This is a genomic window from Pandoraea anapnoica, assembly GCF_902459765.1.
In the GTDB taxonomy this organism is placed as follows: domain Bacteria; phylum Pseudomonadota; class Gammaproteobacteria; order Burkholderiales; family Burkholderiaceae; genus Pandoraea; species Pandoraea anapnoica.
In genome coordinates, this window is record NZ_CABPSP010000012.1 from 45,536 (window position 1) to 65,651 (window position 20,116).

Here is a 20,116-nt window from a genome sequence, read left to right on the forward strand (position 1 = left end):
ATGGCTGGATCGCGTCGTCTCCCTGAAACCTGGTTCCGTCGTGGCCTGTGGCTGATTGCCGTGTTGTTCGCGGCATTCCTCATCGGGCTTGGCGGTCTTGTCGTCGACAAATTGCCGGGCGTAGCACCCGCGCCGACACTCGATTCCTTCGTTGATCGGGTGCAGGCCGAACGTGCCGACGCCGCGATCAAGCAGGCGCAGACGCAACAGGAAGACGTCGGCGCCCAGTTGGAGACCGCGCGTTTGCAGCTCAAGGCGCGCAGCACTGCGTACCGCAATGCGCGTGAGTCATTCAACGACTGGGTGGCGACGCGAACTGCGACGGCGCAGGCCAGTCAGGACGCCGAACTCGTTTCCCGCACGCGTGCCCTCGACACACTCAAGACGGCGGAGCGCGATGCGCAAACGCAGGTCGACGCGCTCGAATCGAAGCAGTTGGATGCCCAGCGTGCCGTGCAGACGGCGCGTACGGCTCGCGTTGCACTCGACGTGACGGCGGGTGAGCAACTGGCGGCGATCCAGCGCTCGCAGGAACTCAAGGTCTTCGGCATCCGCTTGGCGCTCACGCTGCCATTGCTGGCGATTGGTGGCTGGTTGTTCGTGCGTCAGCGCAAGAGTACGTGGTGGCCGTTCGTCTGGGGCTTCATCTTCTTTGCGCTGTTCGCGTTCTTCGTCGAGTTGGTGCCGTACCTGCCCGATTACGGCGGCTACGTGCGGTATCTCGTGGGGATTGTGCTGACGGTGCTGATTGGCCGGTACGCCATTGTGTCGTTGCAGCGATATCTGGCGCGACAAAAAGCGGAAGAGCAGTTACCGGACGAGCAGCGTCGCAAAACGCTGTCATACGATCTGGCGCAGGCAAGACTGGCGAAGTCGGTGTGTCCGGGGTGTGAGCGGGCGGTGAAGCTGGACGATCCGACGCGGGACTATTGCGTGCACTGCGGCATCTGTCTGTTCGACCATTGCGGCACGTGCAAGACGCGGAAAAATGCGTTTGCGCATTTCTGCCATCAATGTGGTGCGCGGTCGACGGGTGTGAATGCCGATCCGCAGTCGCAAGCGAGTCCCGTGTAATCGAGAGGTGGGCTGCCGACACCCGTACATCGAGGTGGTCAGCGGAATAAACAAAGGGCACATGCTGGGTGACGGCATGTGCCCTTTGTCGTTGCGGCATGCGTCCTGAGGAGAAGCACTGAGGGCGTATGAGGGGCGGATCGGTGCCCTGTTCTGGAGCGAGTTGGGTCTATGTCTGAGCGCCGGAATAGGGTGCCGATCTGCCCGGAGGGAGGTTTTAGCTCACTCGGAAGGCGGCGGCACGTAGCCTTGTGCGACATCGGCGCCGTCGCCGAAGAAGTACTTCTCGGTTTGCTTCACGAGGTACTGACGCGCACGGGGATCGGCCATGTTCAGTCGGTTCTCGTTGATGAGCATGGTTTGTTGCTTGAGCCATCCGGCCCAGGCCTCTTTCGAGACGCTTTCCCAGAGGCGTTTGCCGAGTTCACCGGGCATGGGGGGGAAATCGAGACCTTCGGCTTCGGTGCCGAGTTTGATGCATTGAACCATGCGGGCCATGAGGGAACTCCTTCGTGATCGTCGAGTGTAGTGTGAATGGGGGTAGCGCGTTGGTGGCGGGAGGGGGCGAGGGCAAACTCGCAAAAGTCACGTCCCGAGGGCCAACGGCGGCGGCCGAAAACCGGATATGGGGGCAGGGGCGCGGGATGCAAGGGATGAGACCGAGCGTCACGCGAGACCTGCCCGCCCTGATTACAGTTTCTTGATGAGCACCAGCGAGCGGCGCTGCCAGTTGTAGAGGCGGCGGCGGTCGGCGGGCAGATCGTCGACACCTGCTTTGACGAAACCGCGCTTGAGGAACCAGTGTTCCGTGCGGGTCGTGAGCACGAACAAGCGTTCCAGACCTCGGGCACGGGCGCGTTGCTCGATATGTTTGAGCAGACGTTCGCCGTCGCCTGAGCCTTGCGCTTCCGGATCGACCGTCAGGCAGGCCATCTCGCCGATGCGCTCGGAGGGGTACGTATAGAGCGCGGCGCAACCGAAGAGGCGTCCATCGTGCTCGATGACCGAGAAGTGATCGATGTCGCGTTCGAGCTGATGGCGACCGCGGCGGACCAGCGTGCCGTCCGATTCCAGCGGTTCGATGAGTTGCAGAATACCGCCGACGTCGTCGATGGTCGCTTCGCGCAGGCTTTCCAGATTCTCATACGAGATCATCGTGCCCACGCCATCGTGCGAGAAGAGTTCGAGCAGCATGCTGCCGTCGAGCGAGAACGGCACGATATGGGCGCGGCCTACGCCGGCGCGGCAGGCGCGCGTGGCGTACTTCAGATAGAAGGCCGAGTCGCGGTCGATGGTGCCCTGAGACTGCATGCGCTGGGCGTCTTCCAACGTCAGTTCGCGCTGCAACTCGTTGTATTCATTGAGAACGCCATGCGTCTCGGTGATGAAGATCAGCTTGTCCGCGCGCAATGCGATGGCGGCAGACGATGCCACGTCTTCCATCGTCAGATTGAATGACTGGCCGGTCGGCGAGAAGCCGAGCGGCGAGAGCAGCACGATCTTGCCGTTCGCGAGCGACAGGCGGATCGACTCGGCGTCAACCTTGCGGACCACGCCCGTGTGCTGGAAGTCCACACCGTCGACGATGCCGACAGGGCGCCCGGTCACGAAGTTGCCCGACACAACGCTGATGCGCGCGTTGCCCATCGGTGTGTTCGGCAGCCCCTGGCTGATCGATGCCTCGATATCCAGACGCAGTTCGCCAGCAGCTTCCTTCACCGCTTCGAGCGCGGCGGCATCCGTAATGCGCAACTGCTGAGCGAAGTGCGATTCGATATGTCGCAGGCGCATCTGCTCTTCGACCTGGGGTCGTGAGCCGTGCACCAGCACGATGTGCATGCCCATGGCGCACAGCAGCGCGACGTCCTGAATCAGGGAGTCGAGTCCGCCGGCAGCGACCAGTTCGCCGCCAAAGGCGACCACAAAGGTCTTGTCACGGAACGCGTGGATGTAAGGAGCGACCGAGCGCAACCAGTCCACGAACTGGGCTTGATGGGCGGTCTCTTCGTCTTGCAGGGCGGGGTCGGGTTCGGTCAGCATGGGTGTACGTGCGCAAACATGCGCAGATTATATAATGCGCGCCCATGGCAAGTGATGAACGAAATCGACAATCTAAGCCCCCGAAGCCGAAAGTGACGGCGCCGGGGCAGACGCGTGCCCAAACAACGGGCACCGCGCAAACCCATAACCTCAAAAATCCGGGCAAACCGGCCGGGCCACGCCTGTCGCCCGCAGATCGCGCCGCGCGTGACGCAGAGCGGCTTGCTGCCCGACAGGCCGCCGCCAACCGCGTGCCTGAGATCCAGTTCCCCGAAGCGCTGCCGGTCTCCGGCCGACGCGAGGAGATCGCGCGCGCCATTGCTGACCATCAGGTCGTGATCGTCAGCGGGGAAACCGGCTCGGGGAAAACGACTCAGCTGCCCAAGATCTGCCTCGAACTCGGGCGCGGTCTGGGGGCAGGCGGCACCGGTCTCATCGGCCACACCCAGCCGCGACGGATTGCCGCATCGGCCACCGCGCGCCGCATCGCCGACGAATTGAACACGCCGCTGGGCGAAATCGTCGGCTTCAAGGTCCGGTTCAACGACACGCTCTCCAACGGCGCGTCCGTCAAATTGATGACGGACGGTATTCTGCTTGCCGAGACGCAGACCGACCCGCTGTTGCGTGCGTACGACACCCTCATCATCGACGAGGCGCACGAGCGCAGTCTGAACATCGACTTTCTGCTCGGCTACCTCAAGCAACTGCTGCCGCGTCGCCCGGATCTGAAGGTCATCATTACCTCGGCGACCATCGACGCCGACCGCTTCGCCCGGCACTTCGGGACAGGCGAGGGCGAGACGCTGCGCCCCGCGCCGGTCATCGAAGTGAGTGGACGTCTGTATCCGGTGGAAGTGCGCTACCGCCCGATTCAGGACGATGCGCGCATCGCTAATGCCGAAGGCCGCGAGGGCAGCCGCGCGAGCGCGCGGGACCGGGAGCGCGATCTGATGGACGGCATCGTCGACGCGGTCGACGAGCTTTGCCGCGAGGGATCGGGCGACGTGCTCGTCTTCCTGCCCGGTGAGCGCGAAATTCGCGAAGCGGCCGAGTCGCTGCGCAAGCACCATCCGCCGCACACCGAGATTCTGCCGCTGTTCGCGCGTCTGTCCGCGACCGATCAGGAGCGCGTGTTCAAGCCGTCCAATGCGCGACGCATCGTGCTTGCGACCAACGTTGCGGAAACGTCGCTGACCGTGCCCGGTATCCGCTACGTGGTCGATGCCGGTACGGCGCGCGTGAAGCGCTACTCGTACCGCAACAAGGTCGAGCAACTGCAGATCGAGTCGATCTCGCAGGCGGCGGCCAACCAGCGGGCAGGGCGATGCGGTCGTGTCGCCGACGGCATTTGCATCCGTCTCTACGACGAAGCCGACTTCCAGTCGCGCGCGCGCTTTACCGACCCGGAAATCCTGCGCTCGTCGCTGGCTGCAGTCATTCTGCGCATGCAGTCGCTGCGCCTGGCCAAGGTCGAGGAATTCCCGTTCATCGAACCGCCGCCGGGACGCGCCGTCGCCGACGGCTACCAACTGCTGAACGAACTGGGCGCCGTCGACGACACCAACCAGTTGACGCCGCTTGGGCGCGAACTGGCGCGTCTGCCGCTCGACCCGCGCGTGGGGCGCATGATTCTTGCCGCGCGCGACCAGCAGTCGCTGCGCGAGGTGCTGATCATCGCCAGCGGTCTGGCGGTACAGGACCCACGCGAGCGCCCCATCGAAGCGCAGGACGCCGCCGACAACGCGCACAAGAAGTTCGCCGACGAAAAGTCCGAGTTCCTGTCGTGGATCAAGATCTGGAAGTGGTTCGAAGAGGCGATTGCGCACAAGAAGTCTAACCGGCTGCTGGCGCAAGCCTGCCGGGAGAACTTCCTGTCGCAGTTGCGTCTGCGCGAATGGCGCGACGTGCATAGCCAGTTGCTCACCGTGGTGCGCGAGCAGGGCTGGCGTCTGAATGAATCGGAAGCGACCTATGAGCAGGTGCATCTGGCGTTGCTTGCGGGTCTGCTCGGCAACATCGGCTGCAAGGCCGACGACGATCCGCATTTCCTCGGCGCGCACGGCATCAAGTTTCACATCTGGCCGGGCTCGTCGCTCGTGAAGAAGGCCGGGCGCTGGGTGATGGCAGGCGAACTGGTGGAGACCAGTCGTCTTTACGCGCGTTGCATTGCCCGCATCGAGCCCGAGTGGATCGAACGCGTGGGCAAGCATCTGGTGAAGACGTCGCTGTCCGACGCGCACTGGGAGAAGAAGCCCGCGCAAGTCACCGCTTATGAGCGTGGCACGTTGTATGGCCTGACGATCTACGCACGTCGACGCATGAACTTCGGTCCGCGCGATCCGCGTCGCGCGCGGGAAATCTTCCTGCGAAGCGCGTTGGTGGAAGGCGAATGGGAGACGAAACTCCCGTTCTTCGCTCACAACCGCAAGCTCATTGCGGACATCGAACAGCTCGAACATAAATCGCGCCGTCAGGACGTGCTCGTCGACGACGAACTGATCTACGCGTTCTACGACGCTCACGTGCCCGCCGATTTGTACGACGGCGCGAGTTTCGAGCATTGGTATCGGGAGACGGCCAAGGGCTCCCCCAAGCTGCTCTACCTCATTCGCGACGATCTCATGCGTCACGAGGCGGCGGGGGTTACCACCGACCTGTTCCCGAAGAAGACGGTCATCGCGGGCGTCGAGATGGCGCTGACGTACCACTTCGAGCCAGGCTCGCCGCGCGACGGCGTGACGCTCGCCGTACCGCTCTATGCGCTCAATCAGGTCGACGCGCGCCGCTGCGAGTGGCTCGTGCCCGGCATGCTCAAGGAGAAGGCGCATCTGCTGATGAAGTCGCTGCCGCAGAAGTTGCGTCGCCACTTCGTGCCGCTGCCGGAGTACGCGACGGGCTTCCTCGACCGGGCGACGTTCGGTCAGGGCGCGTTGCTCGATGCTCTGATGGCCGACGCGCGTGAGCTGACCGGCGTCATGCTCAAGTCGAGCGACTTCAAGCTCGAAATGCTTCCGGCACACTTGTCGATGAACTTCAAGGTGATCGACGAGCACGGCCGTCAGCTCGGCATGGGACGCAATCTGGCGCAACTGCGGGCCGAACTCGGCCAGCAGGCCCAACGCACGTTCCAGCAAATCGCAGCCAATAGTGGCGCGACGCCCACGGGCAACGTTGCCGCCGAGCCGCAAGCGGGCGGGTCGTCGAAGGGCGGACAGGCGTCCGAAGCGGGCAAGGCAGGCAAGTCGGGTGGCAAGTCGCCGGTGCAAGGCGCTGCCCCGGCCGCCGCCGTCGAACCCGGCCGCTACGACAATCTCACGACCTGGAGCTTCGGCGAGTTGCCGGAGATGCTGGAAATTCGTCGGGGCGGGCAGACGCTGTTCGGCTACCCGGCGCTGGTCGACCGTGGCGACCATTGCGATCTCGAAGTGTTCGACGATCCGGACGAGGCGCAACGCCAGCATCGCGCCGGGCTGCGACGTCTCTTCGCCATTCAGTTGCGTGAGCAGGTGAAGTATCTCGAGAAGAACATCCCCGGCTTGCAGCAGATGGCGATGCAGTACATGGGGCTGGGGACGCAGGAAGAACTGCGCGACCAGATCGTTGATCTGTCGCTGGAGCGGGCCTGCCTGCAACTGCCGTGGCCGGGAGATAACGCGTCGTTCGTCGCGCGTAAGGACGAAGGGCGGGGCCGTCTGACGTTGCTCGCGCAGGAAATTGCCCGGCTCGCTGGACAGATCCTCACGGAGTACGCCGCGCTCCAGAAGAAGCTGACGCAGGCCAAGCCGTTCGCGCAGGCGCACGCCGATATGACGGCGCAGTTGCAACGTCTGATCGGGAAGCGTTTTCTCATCGACACGCCATATGCGCAGTTGGCGCACTTCCCGCGTTATCTGAAGGCGATGGCCGGGCGCATCGACAAGCTCAAGGCCGATCCGACGCGCGACGCCCGTGCCATGAGCGAACTCGGGCCGCTGCTTCAGAACTGGCAGCGGGCGACCTCGCAACGCCGGGACTCGCACGACGCGCGGCTCGATGAGTTTCGCTGGCTGCTCGAAGAGCTGCGGGTGTCGCTCTTCGCGCAGGAGTTGCGCACGCCCATGCCGGTGTCGGTCAAACGTCTGCACAAGGTCTGGGAAGCGTTGCAGCGCTGAGGGCTGTGTGACGAGGGCATTCGATGGCGTCCGGCAGTTTTGCCGGACGCCATTTTTGTATCCAATCTTCGCGACAGTTTGCGGTAGTTTGCGTTGTGTCATGAAGTGTTGGAATTGTGTTTCGCCTGATCAAAAAAGTCCGCAGGATGCGGGTCGGCAGGGCGTTCCCGGCCTACAATAGCGGGACTTTTCCGAGCGATTTTCGAGAGACTCCGTAATGCGCAAACTTCTGATCGCTGCCAGTCTGGCGGCTTCCTTCGGTCTGGCGGCGCTGGCCGGTCCCGTGCGGGCTGCAACGCCGACGCCCGACAACGTCGTGGTTGTGCTCAATTCGGCCGACGCAAGCGTCAGCCTGATCGACAAGGCCACGCAGAAGGTCATTCAGACGTTCCCGGTCGGCAAAGAGCCGCATCACCTGATGGCCACGCCGGACAACCAGTCGCTCATCGTTGCCAACTCGGTCGGCAACAATCTCGTCTTCCTCGACCCGAAGACGGGGCAGATTCAGCGCAAGATCGAGAACATCGAAGATCCGTACCAGATCGGCTTTTCGCCGGACAAGAAGTGGTTCGTGGCGAACGCGCTGCGTCTGGACCGGGTGGACGTCTATCGCTTCGACGGCAAGAACCTGAGCGTGGCGCAGCGTATTCCCATCAAGAAGATGCCGAGCCACCTGGTGTTCACGCAGGACAGCAAGCTCGTCTTCATCTCGTTGCAGGAATCGAACGAAGTCGCCGCCATCGATCTGGCGACCCAGAAGGTGATCTGGAAGATGAAGGTCGGCGATAGCCCGGCCGGTGTGTGGCTCACGCCGAACGACAAGTACCTGCTCGTGGGCATGACCGGTGCGGACTACGCTGCGGTGGTTGACTGGCGCAACCAGAAGGTCGTGAAGACGATTCCGACGGGCAAGGGCGCGCACAACTTCCGGTCGCTCGCCGACGGAAAGCACGTGCTGATCTCGAACCGCGTGTCGAGCACGATCAGCATCATCGATCAGGACTCGCTGACCAACGTCGGCAACATCACCGGGCTGCTGCCGGGGCCGGACGATATGGAACTGACCGCCGACAAGAAGCAGCTTTGGGTGACGTTCCGCTGGGCGCGCAAGGTCGGCATCATCGATCTGGCGTCGCGCAAGCTGATCAACACCATTCCGGTCGGACGCTCGCCCCACGGGATCTATTTCTACGACCGCGCGCCGGTGCTGTAACATCAAGACCTTACTTTCCAAGGCCTGACCGTCCGGGCGTCGCTCAGACACCCGGACCGGTTCGTACCGCAACTGCATGAACGATATACTTCGCGCGCTTGGCCGCGCGCTCGTGAGCCTGCTGCATCCCCGCATGCTGTGGCTCACCGCAATGCCCTTCATCGTCTCCGGTCTTCTCTGGGGCGCCGTGATCTGGTTCGGATGGGAACCGTTCACCGATTTCCTTCGCGTCTGGCTCGAACAGTGGGAATTCACGCAGTGGATTTACCGCTTCTTTGGCTATTTCGGCGTCGACAGCGTGCGCATGGCGCTCGCGCCGTTCATTCTCGTTGCGCTGCTCGTCCCGCTGATTGTCGTCACCGCACTGCTGCTCATTGCCGGATGGTCGATGCCCGCGGTGCTGCGTCATCTCTCGCGGCGGCATTTCATTCATCTTGAGGCGCGTCAGGGCGGCTCGTTCTGGGGCAGCCTCGGGCAATCGCTCGGCGCGACGCTCGTCTTCCTGATTGCGGCCCTCGTTACGCTGCCGCTGTGGCTCGTACCGCCATTCTTCGCCATCGTGCCGCCATTGCTGTGGGGCTGGCTGACGTACCGCGTGATGACGTACGACGCGCTGGCGTATCACGCGAGTCCGGAGGAGCGCCGTCGGCTGGTGCGCGAGAAGCGTCTGCCGTTGCTCGTGATCGGCGTGGCGACAGGGCTGCTCGGCTCGCTGCCGACCCTGCTGTGGGTGTCGTCCGTCGTCATGATCGTGCTGTTCCCGGTCATTGCGCTGCTCGCGATCTGGCTCTATGTAGTGATCTTCGTGTTCTCCGCGCTGTGGTTTGCCCACTATTGCCTGCGCGCACTGTCGCGCATGCGCGCTGAGGACGCGCATCGGGAACCGACCTTCGCCGCGACCGTGCTGCCCGAGGCGGGTTCACCGCAGCCGGAGAGCGAGGATCTGCCGCCGCTGCCGCAGGGGCCGTCCGAGTCGTCGGGCTCGCCGAACGGTTCTCCCTGAAAGTGGCACAATCGTCACACTGCGCGCTGCCGCCGGGCAGCGCCGCACTATCACCCGGGGCACCCGGGGCCCCCACGGTCTGACGACAAGAGAAAAGGAAGCATCATGGCGGTCGGCATCATCATCATCGGCGACGAGATTCTCTCGGGACGCCGTCACGACAAGCATCTGCCCAAGTTCATCGAATTGCTCGCCGAGCGCGGCATGCAGCTCGGCTGGGCAGAGTATGTGGGCGACGATCCGGCGCGTATTACCGCCACGCTGCGCCGTACGTTCGCGAGCGACGATATCGTCTTCGTGACGGGCGGCATCGGCGCCACGCCGGACGATCACACGCGCCAATGCGCGGCGGCGGCGCTCAACGTGCCGCTGGTGCTCACGCCGGAAGCCGAGGCGTTGATCATGGAGCGCATCGCCGACACGAGCCCGGACGGCCGCGCCGACATGACGCAGGCCGACAATCGTCATCGTCTGAAGATGGGCGAATTTCCGGTTGGCGCGCGCATACTGCCCAATCCGTACAACAAGATTCCGGGGTTCTCCGTCGAGCAACACCACTTCATGCCCGGTTTCCCGGTGATGGCGTGGCCGATGATGGCATGGGCGCTCGACACGTATTACGCTGATCTGCATCACCTGACGAAACACACCGAACGCTCGGTGCTGGTCTTCGGACTGGCCGAATCGACGCTCACGCCGCTCATGGAAGCCATTGAGGCCGAGTACGACGGCATCAAGGTGTTCAGCCTGCCGAGCGTGGGCGACGCCGAGCGCGGCGCGATCTATGCGCGTCGCCACATCGATCTCGGCGTGAAGGGCGACCCGTCGCTGGTCGGCGCAGCTTTCGAGCGTCTGATCGCCGGTGTGAAGGCGCTCGGTGGCGAGTTCATCCACCCCGCCGAGGCGGTGGCGTTGCCGGAGGGCACGGTGCCGTCCGCCAAGTGATGGCGGTGCGCTGAGGGTGTCTGATGGACGTCTGACAAACGCCCGATAAACGCCAAAACGGCGCTTGCCTTCGCGGGCAAGCGCCGTTTTCGTTTGCGCGGTGTCCTGACGGGAGTGGTCCGCCGCGTGGCATGACGCCCGGCGCTCGCGTCAGAACCCGGCTAGTACCAGCTTGCCGATGGTGCGTCCGCCTTCGAGTTGCGCGTGGGCGCGCCGCAGGTTCGTGGCGTTGATCGGACCGATGACCTGGCCGACCGTTGTGCGCAGCGTGCCCGAGTCCACCAGACGGGCGACTTCGGTCAGCAGCTTGTGCTGCGCAATCATGTCCGGCGTCTCGTACATGGCGCGCGTGAACATGAACTCCCAGACGAACGTGGCGCTCTTGCTCTTGAGCAGGCCGATTTCCAGCGGCCCGGCGTTCTCCACGATCGAGCAGATCTTGCCTTGCGGTGCGACGGCTTCGGCCATCGCCGGGAAGTGCGTATCGGTGTCGTTCAGGCACAGTACGAAGTCGACTTGCGTCAGGCCGATCGCTTTGAGCTGAGTCGGCATGTCCTGATAGTGGTCGATGACGTGTTGCGCGCCGAGCTGACGGCACCAGTCGTCCGACTCCGGGCGCGAGGCCGTGGCGACGACGTTGAGCTTGGCCAGACGTCGCGCGAGCTGAATCGCGATGGAACCCACGCCACCGGCGCCACCAACGATCAGGATCGACTTACCTTCGTCGCTGCCGTCGGGTGCGACACCGAGGCGGTCGAACAGGGCTTCCCAAGCGGTGATCGTCGTGAGCGGCAGGGCAGCGGCGTTCGCGAAGTCGAGCGAGGCGGGCATATGGCCTGTGATCCGTTCGTCCACCAGATGAAACTCGCTGTTCGCACCGGGGCGCGTGATGCTGCCAGCGTAGTACACGGGATCGCCGACCTTGAAGAGCGTGACGTCGGGGCCGACGGCCGCGACCGTGCCTGCGGCGTCCCAGCCCAGCACGCGTGGACTCGCTTCGACCTTGTCCTTTGGGGCGCGCACCTTGGTGTCGACCGGATTCACGGAAATGGCTTCGACCTTGATCAGCAGATCGCGCCCGGACGGGGTCGGCGTGGGCAGTTCAACGTCTTCAAGCGACTTCGGGTCGTCGATCGGCAGATATCGGGTCAGTGCAATGGCTTTCATCGTTTTCTCCTGAAAGTGGGATGCGACGCCTGCGTGGGGTGATTTGGCGACGCACCGGATGCGATAGCGAGAGACTACGGCTAGTCGATTGCTTTGATAATTCGGATAATGCGGAAAAGATTTTTTGGAAAATCCATCAAATGGCATTGGACCTCGATACCGTAGCGTTGTTCGTTCGGGTCGCCGCGCTAGGGAATGTGTCGGCGGCGGGGCGCGAGCGGGGGCTGTCACCGGCGACGGCCAGCACACGGCTTGTGCAACTCGAAGGCGTGCTGGGTGCCCGGCTGTTGCACCGTACGACACGGCGCGTGGCGTTGACGCAGGAGGGGGAGGTATTCCTCGCGCAGGCGCAGACGTTGCTCGCGGCGGAGGCGCAGGCGCTGGCGAGCGTCGGGCAGGGATTCGCCGCGCCGCAGGGCCTGTTACGGGTGTCGTGTTCTTCGTCGTTTGCGCGTCAGCATATTTCGCCCGCGTTGCCCGAGTTTCTTGCCCGCTATCCCGGCATTTCGCTGGATTTTCGATTGACGGACCGTGTCGTCGATCTGCTGGAAGAGGGCGTCGATATGGCGATTCGCGTTGGGGCGTTGCGCGATTCGACCCTGATCGCTCGGAAGCTCGCGGCCAATCGGCGCACGCTGTGCGCGTCGCCCGCGTATCTCGCGGCGCATGGCGCACCCAAGCATCCCGGCGATCTCGCGCAGCACGAGTGTCTGACGCTCGGCGACCAGCGCGACTGGCGGTTTGTGACGCCGGGTGGCCCGATGAACGTGCGCGTGTCCGGGCGACTGGTGTCGGATAACGGAGAGGTGCTGCGTGACGCCGTGCTGGCAGGGTTGGGCATTGCGCTGAAGTCGACGTGGGATGTTGCGGCTTACTTGCAGCGGGGAGAGCTGGTGCCGGTGTTGCCGGCGTATCCGCTCGCGGAGGAGGTCGCCATCTGGGCCGTCTATCCGAGCCGGGTATTTGTGCCGCCCAAGACGCAGGCGATGATCGAATTCCTGCAGGCGCGCTTTAGCCCGGTGCCGTATTGGGAGGCGCAGTGGCCGACGGTGGCGGATTAAGGTCGGCGAGGACTGGCTAGCGTTGACGAGCGCTGACGAGTACTAATTTAGGCCTGCTCAATGGAGACGATGCGTCCTCGGCAACTGCGAGCCGGTGTCCTCGTGGCCGATGGCCGGGCTGGCGTGATGCAGTACCAGACGCCAGCCGTCTGCTTCTTTCAGATAGACGTTCGTGGCGAGCACGAACGCGAAGCGCGCTTCCGGGTGACGCTCGACCTGAATCTGCTCAAGAACGTTGTGAACGGCGCACAACGGGTTGTGGGCCACTTGAAGTTGATTCGCCGTTACGTGCAAGCCACCTTTGGCGAGGACTTCCCGCCAGCTTGCTCTGACCGCCGCCGGGCCGACGTGCCGTGGCCCCGCAGGGTGAATGCACACGACTTCCTCGTCTTCCGACCAGACATCCATCAGCAAGTCCGTATCGCCAGCGCGCAGCGCTTCGTAGAACGCGTGTTCGGCGTCTTCAGGACTGAGAAATATGGCAGCGGGCATAACGGCGTCCTCCATCGGAGACAAGCGCGTGTCGTATGCGTGGTCGACCTCGACTGACAGACGGGGCGACGAACGCGCCGATTATGGAGCGTTTGCCGGGGCTTGTCGAACGTCGGTCCTTTTGATCTGGCGCAAGGCACGGGGAGCGCCCGGCCGGTAGCTTATCGGTAACGGATCAGTAGCGAATTGGCGACAGATAGGTAATGCGAGAACGTCGCGGCGCAGAGGGGGGCCAGGTTCTGTGGGGGAAGTGCTAGCGAGCCGGCGGGGGTGTGTGAGCGGGGGCGCTCCGCACCCCCGGAAGCCGGATCAGCAGTCATGCACGCCGGCGAGTTCGCGCAGGGCGACGCCGTCGATGATCTTGACGTGACGTTGACGGATTTCGATCATCCCATTCTGCGCGAAACGCGAGAACAGGCGGCTGACCGTCTCCAGTTTGAGACCCAGGAAGCTGCCGATTTCCTCACGGCTCATGCGCAGCACGAACTCGTTGGCCGCGTAACCTCTTGCGGACAGGCGCTCGGAGAGATTCAGCAGGAAGACGGCGAGGCGCTCCTCGGCGCGCATCGTCCCCAGGGCGAGCAATTGCTGGTGCTCGTTGCGGATTTCCTGGCTCATCAGGCGATGCAACTGGCGTTGCAGCGACGGCACCTGACGCGAAAGCGTCTCCAGCTCGCCGAAGCGGGCGATGCACAGTTCGCTGTCTTCGAGCGCCACAGCGGTGCTCGGGTGATGGTTGTCGGCCACGGCGTCGAGGCCGATCAGCTCGCCCTGAAGGTGAAATCCGACGACCTGTTCACGGCCGTCGGGGGCCGTGACGCAGCTTTTGAGCGACCCGAAACGAATGCCGTAGATGGCGGTGAGGTCATCGTTGGCGTGATAGAGCACTTCGCCCTTCTTGAGGCGGCGGCGCTCGCTCACGAGTGCGTCCAGTCGTTCCAGCTCCGGCTCAGGGATGCCGACGGGCAGGCAGAACTGCCCCAGCGAGCACGTGGAACAACGAGGCTGGGCAACCGGAATGGGGTTGCCGGGAATGCGACCGATGTCGGTGGTCATGGAGGCCCCTGAAGTTATTTCGAGAGTTTACCATGAGGCGTCGACCCGTCGTTTCGCTGGTCGGGACGACCGGGTTTGTGACGGCGCTTTACGGGCGTGGATGTTTCAGTAATAATTGCGCACATACCGGACGTCCGTCTTGCCGTACTATCGGCGTGGGCGTTTTCCCGGCAGGTCGTTTCGAAGCATTCTGGTCGCGCCGCCGTCACTACGACCGAACACAATAGGGCGCGCGCTTATGCGAAACGGTAGTCTTCCATCGACGACCGTTTTCTGGTTCCAAGCATCCATTTATTCCTGATACCGGGTTGCCATGCCCCCGGTCTGCTTAGTCGCACATGAATACCCAAGAGGCGAAACTCGTCCTCGAGACCGCGTTGATTTGCGCGCAGGAGCCGCTCAAGGTCGGCGATCTGCGTAAGCTCTTCAATGACGCCGTGTCTGGTGACACGGTGCGCGCGCTGCTCGAGGAAATCCGCGTGCAATGGGACGGCCGAGGTGTGGAATTGGTGGCGCTGGCCACCGGCTGGCGTTTCCAAAGCCGTCCGCGCATGCGTGAATACCTTGACCGCCTCAATCCGGAGAAGCCGCCGAAGTACTCGCGCGCTGTGATGGAGACGCTGGCGATCATTGCTTACCGTCAACCGGTCACGCGTGGCGATATCGAAGAGATTCGCGGCGTGACGGTCAATACGCAGATCATCAAGCAGCTCGAAGATCGTGGCTGGATCGAAGTGATCGGTCATCGCGACGTGCCGGGACGCCCCGGTCTGTATGCGACGACCAAGGACTTTCTGGACGATCTTGGCCTGCGCGCGCTCGATGCGTTGCCGCCGTTGGAAGACCCGGCTGCGCAGGCGCAGATCGATCTGCTGGCGCAGCAGAACATCGAATTCGGTGAGCGTGCCGAGGGCGAAGTAGGCGAAGCGGAAGCCACGGACGACGCGCCGGTGGCCGATGCCGAGGCACTGGCCCGTCTGGCGCAAACGCGTGCCGACGATCTGCCGCTCGCGCAAGGGCTGCCGGAAGGCCAGCGCCCGCCACTGGTCGGCGACGACGCGCTGTCGGAAGACGCGCTGCTCGACGCCGTGATGGCCGAAGGCGAAGTGCAGGCATCGACCGATGTCGCGGCGCTCGACGCCGATGCATCGGCAGAGATTTCGTCCGATGTCGCGGAACTCGCGAACACGGCGCACGTCAGTGAGCAGGACGATGCCGATGAGACGGCGGGCAGCAAGGAAGATGGGCAGGACGATACGTCGTTGGCAACCCGTGATGCCGAAACTGCCGCAACTGTCGAAGCGCCGGGCGATGACATCGTCAGCGAATCGGCGGTGGCATCTGACGCGCAACACGAGGAATTTTCCGAAGTATCGGAATCTGCGGTTCCTACCGGCGACGATTCGCCGCAAGATGTGCAGAACGTCGATATAGAAGAAGGCGCGGAAGAAAGTGCGACGCAGGCGGCAGATCCCGCAGCGTCGTTGGCGCAAGAGGTTTCCCCGCACGCTGTCGACCCGGCAGCGAACGAAGCCGCCGCCGGGCAGCCTACGCCCGGTGCGATGGATGACGACGAGAACGACGGGGACGGCAAGAATCTCGTCACCGGTACCTGAGGCGGCGGCGCTCTGCGCCGCACACACCTTCGGGGCCGTTAGCGATAAGAACGAAGTCGCGGCAAGTTTTTGCCGCGCATTCATGGTGCGAACACGGATCAGGGCAGCGACCCAAGCCTGCCCACGACGATCCCGTTTTCCAATGAGGTTGTGTTGAAACAAAACGAAGAATCCCAGGACCTGCACGCACGCGATGCCGGTGCCGAAGCGCGTTCGCCGGAAGGCGAGGGCGGCGATGAAAAGGCGTCGCGCCGCGGTCTGCGCCGTGGCCCGCGCAGTCTGATCGCTCGCCGCCGTGCGGCTCAGCAAGCCAAGCGCGAAGGCGACGACACCGGCGAGTTCGCCGGCTCGGACGCCGCGTCAGGCCAACCTTCTCCCGAGGCTCAGCAAGGCCCGGCGTCCGCTGCCGAAGGTGCGCCGTCGGCCGCGCAGACGCGAGGCCGTGCCAACACGCGCAAGCCGCGTGGCGGCAAGCGTGACGAGGCCCAGCAGGCTGCGCAACCGGCACAGGCCGGCGGTGCTGCGCCGGGTGGCCGTCAGCAACGCGGCGCTCAGGGTGCCCAAAGTGGTCAAGGCGGACAGGGTGCTGCAAGCAAGACGCAGGGTCGTGGCCGCAAGGGTCCGGCGGGCGGGGCTCGCAGCGGTGCCGGTGGCAAGGGTGGCGCAGGGAATGCGGGCGACAGCGATCTGTTCGCCTTTGTGACGTCCGGCGGTTTCGATGGTGATGACGCCGAGGGCGACAACGCAGCCGCCAAGCGCGGTCGCCGTCCGGCCGATCGTCGCGTGCTCTCGCCCGACGACGAGGCGCCGAAGCTGCATAAGGTGCTGGCCGAGGCCGGTATGGGTTCGCGTCGCGAGATGGAAGAGCTGATTCTTGCCGGTCGCGTGTCGGTGAATTCCGAGCCGGCGCACATCGGGCAGCGCATTTTGCCGACCGATCAGGTCCGCATCAACGGCAAGCTCGTCAAGCGTCGCATCACCAGCAAGCCGCCGCGCGTGTTGCTGTATCACAAGCCTGCCGGTGAAATCGTCAGCCACGCCGACCCGGAAGGCCGCACCTCGGTGTTCGACCGTCTGCCGCCGATGAAGACGGCCAAGTGGCTCGCAGTCGGGCGTCTGGACTTCAATACGGAAGGTCTGCTGATCCTGACGACGTCGGGCGATCTGGCCAACCGTTTCATGCACCCGCGTTACGAAATCGAGCGTGAATACGCCGTGCGTACCGTGGGGCAACTGACCGAAGCGTCGCGTCAGCAACTGTTGCATGGCATCAAGCTGGACGACGGTGAAGCCAACTTCCTGCGCCTGAAAGATGGCGGCGGCGAAGGCTCGAACCACTGGTATCACGTGGCGCTGGCCGAAGGTCGCAACCGCGAAGTGCGTCGTATGTTCGATGCGGCCGGGTTGATGGTGAGCCGTCTGATCCGTACGCGTTACGGCCCGCTGACGCTGCCGCGTGGCCTCAAGCGCGGTCGCTATGAAGAGATGGACGAAGCGCAGGTGCGTTCTCTGTTCGCCGCCGTTGGCATGAAGATGCCCGGCGCGGCGTCGGACGAAAAGGGTGTGCGCAATGGCGCAAACGGTGGTCGTGGCGGTAAGGCCGGTGCCGCGAAGGAGCCGCGCCGTCAGCCGGATCCGATGCAAACGGCGCTGGGTGTCTTCGCTCGTGAGCCGGGACAGTCGCGTCGTCCGCGAGCCAATCCGCTGACCGCGTTTGTCGGTCCGAGCGGCGGCTATCCGGGGCAGACGCCTTCGCCTCGCGGCGAAGGTCGCCGCTTCGGCGGTGGCAACAGCACGGGCGGTTTCGGCGGTCAGTCGCGCGGCGGTAACAGCAGCGGCAACGCCGGGAATGGCGGGAATGGCGGGAATGGCGGAAGCGGGGGTTATGGTGGCGGCAACGCTAACGGCAATCGCGGCCGTGGCGGCAACCGGACGGGTGGCGGCGGAGGCCAGGGCAGCCGTGGCAATCGCGGCGGCAACCGGTCTCGCTGAAAGGTGCCGATCTTGCATTGCGGCAATGTGACACTGTGGCCTGTTCCTAAGGCATTTCGGGCGTCAAGCGTTGCAAATCGGCCCAAAACCATATAAAATCAATGAATAAGCTGGTTTGCGTGTCGGGCGTTCTGCTGCGATGCGCACCTCATGCGCAATGAGGCTGTAAGAAATGGGCGTTTCGCCCATTTTTTTTTGCCGCGAGCGTTTAGCGCGGCCGATGCCGCCACGTCGGGGAGTGGGTGTGTCGACTCAGGCACACCGGCCCTGACGGTCGAGGCAGGTATCGTGCGACGTCCCATGCGGGGCGCGCAGACATGTCGGGCGCTGCTGATGCGCGCGAGTTTTTCTAGGGTGAGCAAAGTTGCAATTGCCAGAACTGATCGAGACCACGGTCGAAGGCCTGGGTTACGAGCTGGTCGATCTTGAGCGCGCGGGCGGCGGACTGCTGCGCGTGTATATCGATAAGCCGGAAGGCATCTCTATCGATGACTGCGAGACGGTGAGCCGTCAGCTCTCGCACGTCCTGATGGTCGAGAACGTCAATTACGACCGACTTGAAGTGTCGTCGCCGGGGCTTGACCGTCCGTTGCGCAAGCTGCGTGACTTCGAGCGTTTTGCCGGCGTCGAAATAAGTCTCACGTTGCGTGTGCCGCTCGAAGGCCGCAAGCAGTTCCGCGGCATTTTGCAGGCACCGCAAGGCGAAAACTTGAGCCTTGAGTTCGAAGGCAAGGGCGGCCCGGCGCTGCTCGAATTCACCCTCGCGGATATTGACCGTGCGCGCCTTGTGCCGCAGATTGATTTTAGGAGTCGCAAACGATGAGTCGCGAAGTATTGCTGTTGGTCGATGCGCTCGCGCGCGAAAAGAACGTCGACAAGGATGTCGTGTTCGGCGCGCTTGAAGCAGCATTGGCTTCGGCCACGAAGAAGCGCTACAGCGAAGACGTCGACATTCGCGTGCACATCGACCGTGAGTCGGGCGAGCACGAGAGCTTTCGTCGCTGGTTGGTAGTGCCGGACGAAGCGGGTCTGCAGGAGCCGGACAAGCAGATTCTGTCGTTCGAAGCCAAGGAAGACGATCCGTCCCTCGACGTCGGCGACTTCGTCGAAGAAGCGGTGGAATCGGTCGAATTCGGCCGTATCGGTGCGCAGGCGGCTAAGCAAGTGATCCTGCAACGCATTCGCGATGCCGAGCGCGAGCAGATTCTCTCCGACTTCCTAGAGCGCGGCGAAAAGATCATGACGGGCACGGTCAAGCGTCTCGACAAGGGCAACCTGATCGTCGAGTCGGGCCGTGTGGAAGCACTGCTGCGTCGCGATCAACTCATCCCGAAGGAAAACCTGCGTATCGGTGACCGCGTTCGTGCGTACATCTCGAAGGTGGACCGCACGGCACGTGGCCCGCAGATCGAACTCTCGCGTACGGCGCCGGAATTCCTGATCGAGCTGTTCGGCATGGAAGTGCCGGAAATCGAGCAGGGTCTGCTGGAGATCAAGTCGGCGGCTCGCGACCCGGGCATGCGCGCCAAGATCGCGGTGGTGGCTTACGACAAGCGTATCGATCCGATCGGCACCTGCGTGGGCATTCGCGGCACGCGTGTGCAGGCTGTACGTAACGAACTCGGCGGCGAGAACGTCGATATCGTGCTGTGGTCGGAAGACCCCGCGCAATTCGTGATCGGCGCGCTGGCGCCGGCGGCCGTGCAGTCGATCGTCGTTGACGAAGAAAAGCACAGCATGGACGTCGTCGTCGACGAGAACGAACTGGCCGTGGCGATCGGTCGCAGCGGACAGAACGTGCGACTCGCGTCGGAACTGACCGGTTGGCAGATCAACATCATGACGCCGGACGAATCGGCCGAGAAGCAGAACGAAGAGCGCGGCACGCTGCGTACGTTGTTCATGCAGCGTCTCGATGTGGACGAGGAAGTGGCGGACATCCTGATCGAGGAAGGTTTCTCGAGCCTGGAAGAGATCGCCTACGTGCCCCTGAACGAAATGCTCGAAATCGAAGCGTTCGACGAGGACACGGTCCATGAGCTGCGCAATCGTGCACGCGACGCACTGCTGACGCAGGCGATTGCCACCGAGGAGAAGGTTGAGGGTGTTGCGCTCGATCTGAAAAGCCTTGACGGCATGACGCCCGAGTTGCTGGCCAAGCTGGCCGAGCATGAAATTCAGACGCGCGATGATCTGGCCGAGCTGGCCGTCGACGAACTGACCGAGATGACCGGCGTCGACGAGGAAGCCGCAAAGGCCCTGATCATGAAAGCGCGAGAGCACTGGTTCCAATGATGACCTGC

15 protein-coding genes are annotated in these 20,116 nt (G+C 63.6%); 10 read left to right on the forward strand and 5 right to left on the reverse strand.

Going from position 1 to position 20,116, the window contains the following annotated elements; all coding sequences use genetic code 11:
- Positions 1-1,074, forward strand: coding sequence for a serine endopeptidase (locus PAN31117_RS18845; RefSeq protein WP_150739555.1), 1,074 nt, complete (start codon positions 1-3; stop codon positions 1,072-1,074).
- A 222-nt stretch (positions 1,075-1,296) separates the two neighbouring features.
- Here the strand turns inward: PAN31117_RS18845 and PAN31117_RS18850 are convergent, their stop codons facing one another.
- Together PAN31117_RS18850 and argA are read right to left on the reverse strand one after the other, a co-directional pair.
- The gene (locus PAN31117_RS18850; protein WP_039398907.1) at positions 1,297-1,572 is read right to left on the reverse strand and encodes an oxidative damage protection protein; all 276 of its coding nucleotides are present in this window, start codon (positions 1,570-1,572) and stop codon (positions 1,297-1,299) included.
- Positions 1,573-1,764: 192 nt separating this feature from the next.
- Positions 1,765-3,114 (reverse strand): amino-acid N-acetyltransferase, encoded by a 1,350-nt coding sequence (gene argA, locus PAN31117_RS18855; RefSeq protein ID WP_150739556.1) that lies wholly within the window; start codon positions 3,112-3,114, stop codon positions 1,765-1,767.
- A 44-nt stretch (positions 3,115-3,158) separates the two neighbouring features.
- Between argA and hrpA the strand changes: the two genes are divergently transcribed.
- The 4 genes from hrpA to PAN31117_RS18875 all read left to right on the forward strand — a co-directional run bounded on the left by hrpA (position 3,159) and on the right by PAN31117_RS18875 (position 10,429).
- Positions 3,159-7,268: an ATP-dependent RNA helicase HrpA gene (gene hrpA / locus PAN31117_RS18860; RefSeq protein ID WP_150739557.1), complete on the forward strand. Its 4,110-nt coding sequence runs from the start codon at positions 3,159-3,161 to the stop codon at positions 7,266-7,268.
- Between the two features lie 217 nt (positions 7,269-7,485).
- Positions 7,486-8,481, forward strand: coding sequence for a YVTN family beta-propeller repeat protein (locus PAN31117_RS18865; protein WP_150739558.1), 996 nt, complete (start codon positions 7,486-7,488; stop codon positions 8,479-8,481).
- A gap of 76 nt (positions 8,482-8,557) precedes the next feature.
- The gene (locus tag PAN31117_RS18870) at positions 8,558-9,484 is read left to right on the forward strand and encodes an EI24 domain-containing protein (protein ID WP_150739559.1); all 927 of its coding nucleotides are present in this window, start codon (positions 8,558-8,560) and stop codon (positions 9,482-9,484) included.
- 105 nt (positions 9,485-9,589) lie between these two features.
- Positions 9,590-10,429 carry a competence/damage-inducible protein A gene (locus PAN31117_RS18875; protein ID WP_150739560.1) on the forward strand — a complete coding sequence of 280 codons (840 nt, stop codon included), beginning with the start codon at positions 9,590-9,592 and terminating at the stop codon, positions 10,427-10,429.
- Between the two features lie 150 nt (positions 10,430-10,579).
- Here the strand turns inward: PAN31117_RS18875 and PAN31117_RS18880 are convergent, their stop codons facing one another.
- A complete protein-coding gene (locus PAN31117_RS18880; protein WP_150739561.1) occupies positions 10,580-11,596 on the reverse strand; it encodes a zinc-binding alcohol dehydrogenase family protein in 1,017 nt (338 codons plus the stop codon).
- 140 nt (positions 11,597-11,736) lie between these two features.
- On the opposite strand from PAN31117_RS18880, the gene PAN31117_RS18885 reads away from it, so the two are divergent.
- Positions 11,737-12,657 carry a LysR family transcriptional regulator gene (locus tag PAN31117_RS18885; RefSeq protein WP_150739562.1) on the forward strand — a complete coding sequence of 307 codons (921 nt, stop codon included), beginning with the start codon at positions 11,737-11,739 and terminating at the stop codon, positions 12,655-12,657.
- A 57-nt stretch (positions 12,658-12,714) separates the two neighbouring features.
- On the opposite strand, the gene PAN31117_RS18890 is transcribed toward PAN31117_RS18885, so the two are convergent.
- Both PAN31117_RS18890 and fnr read right to left on the reverse strand, forming a co-directional pair.
- On the reverse strand, positions 12,715-13,149 hold the full coding sequence (locus tag PAN31117_RS18890) for a YybH family protein (protein WP_150739563.1): 435 nt from the start codon (positions 13,147-13,149) through the stop codon (positions 12,715-12,717).
- 309 nt (positions 13,150-13,458) lie between these two features.
- A complete protein-coding gene (gene fnr, locus PAN31117_RS18895; protein WP_150739564.1) occupies positions 13,459-14,205 on the reverse strand; it encodes a fumarate/nitrate reduction transcriptional regulator Fnr in 747 nt (248 codons plus the stop codon).
- A 338-nt stretch (positions 14,206-14,543) separates the two neighbouring features.
- On the opposite strand from fnr, the gene scpB reads away from it, so the two are divergent.
- The 4 genes from scpB to nusA all read left to right on the forward strand — a co-directional run bounded on the left by scpB (position 14,544) and on the right by nusA (position 20,108).
- Positions 14,544-15,821 carry an SMC-Scp complex subunit ScpB gene (gene scpB, locus PAN31117_RS18900; protein ID WP_150739565.1) on the forward strand — a complete coding sequence of 426 codons (1,278 nt, stop codon included), beginning with the start codon at positions 14,544-14,546 and terminating at the stop codon, positions 15,819-15,821.
- A gap of 258 nt (positions 15,822-16,079) precedes the next feature.
- Entirely contained in the window at positions 16,080-17,813 is a 1,734-nt protein-coding gene (locus PAN31117_RS18905; protein WP_442417694.1) for a pseudouridine synthase, read from the forward strand.
- A 364-nt stretch (positions 17,814-18,177) separates the two neighbouring features.
- The gene (rimP, locus tag PAN31117_RS18910) at positions 18,178-18,636 is read left to right on the forward strand and encodes a ribosome maturation factor RimP (protein WP_039398892.1); all 459 of its coding nucleotides are present in this window, start codon (positions 18,178-18,180) and stop codon (positions 18,634-18,636) included.
- A complete protein-coding gene (nusA, locus tag PAN31117_RS18915) occupies positions 18,633-20,108 on the forward strand; it encodes a transcription termination factor NusA (protein WP_150739567.1) in 1,476 nt (491 codons plus the stop codon). The genes rimP and nusA overlap by 4 nt, the downstream gene beginning before the upstream one ends.
- Positions 20,109-20,116 lie beyond the last annotated feature (8 nt).

What these genes read in the sequence shown, in the direction of transcription:
- PAN31117_RS18875 (WP_150739560.1), top strand. Translation starts at nt 9,590, where the DNA reads ATGGCGGTCGGCATCATCATCATCGGCGACGAGATTCTCTCGGGACGC.
- PAN31117_RS18865 (WP_150739558.1), top strand. Translation starts at nt 7,486, where the DNA reads ATGCGCAAACTTCTGATCGCTGCCAGTCTGGCGGCTTCCTTCGGTCTG.
- PAN31117_RS18870 (WP_150739559.1), top strand. Translation starts at nt 8,558, where the DNA reads ATGAACGATATACTTCGCGCGCTTGGCCGCGCGCTCGTGAGCCTGCTG.
- scpB (WP_150739565.1), top strand. Translation starts at nt 14,544, where the DNA reads ATGAATACCCAAGAGGCGAAACTCGTCCTCGAGACCGCGTTGATTTGC.
- PAN31117_RS18885 (WP_150739562.1), top strand. Translation starts at nt 11,737, where the DNA reads ATGGCATTGGACCTCGATACCGTAGCGTTGTTCGTTCGGGTCGCCGCG.
- PAN31117_RS18845 (WP_150739555.1), top strand. Translation starts at nt 1, where the DNA reads ATGGCTGGATCGCGTCGTCTCCCTGAAACCTGGTTCCGTCGTGGCCTG.
- PAN31117_RS18850 (WP_039398907.1), bottom strand. Translation starts at nt 1,572, where the DNA reads ATGGCCCGCATGGTTCAATGCATCAAACTCGGCACCGAAGCCGAAGGT.
- fnr (WP_150739564.1), bottom strand. Translation starts at nt 14,205, where the DNA reads ATGACCACCGACATCGGTCGCATTCCCGGCAACCCCATTCCGGTTGCC.
- nusA (WP_150739567.1), top strand. Translation starts at nt 18,633, where the DNA reads ATGAGTCGCGAAGTATTGCTGTTGGTCGATGCGCTCGCGCGCGAAAAG.
- hrpA (WP_150739557.1), top strand. Translation starts at nt 3,159, where the DNA reads ATGGCAAGTGATGAACGAAATCGACAATCTAAGCCCCCGAAGCCGAAA.
- PAN31117_RS18890 (WP_150739563.1), bottom strand. Translation starts at nt 13,149, where the DNA reads ATGCCCGCTGCCATATTTCTCAGTCCTGAAGACGCCGAACACGCGTTC.
- argA (WP_150739556.1), bottom strand. Translation starts at nt 3,114, where the DNA reads ATGCTGACCGAACCCGACCCCGCCCTGCAAGACGAAGAGACCGCCCAT.
- PAN31117_RS18880 (WP_150739561.1), bottom strand. Translation starts at nt 11,596, where the DNA reads ATGAAAGCCATTGCACTGACCCGATATCTGCCGATCGACGACCCGAAG.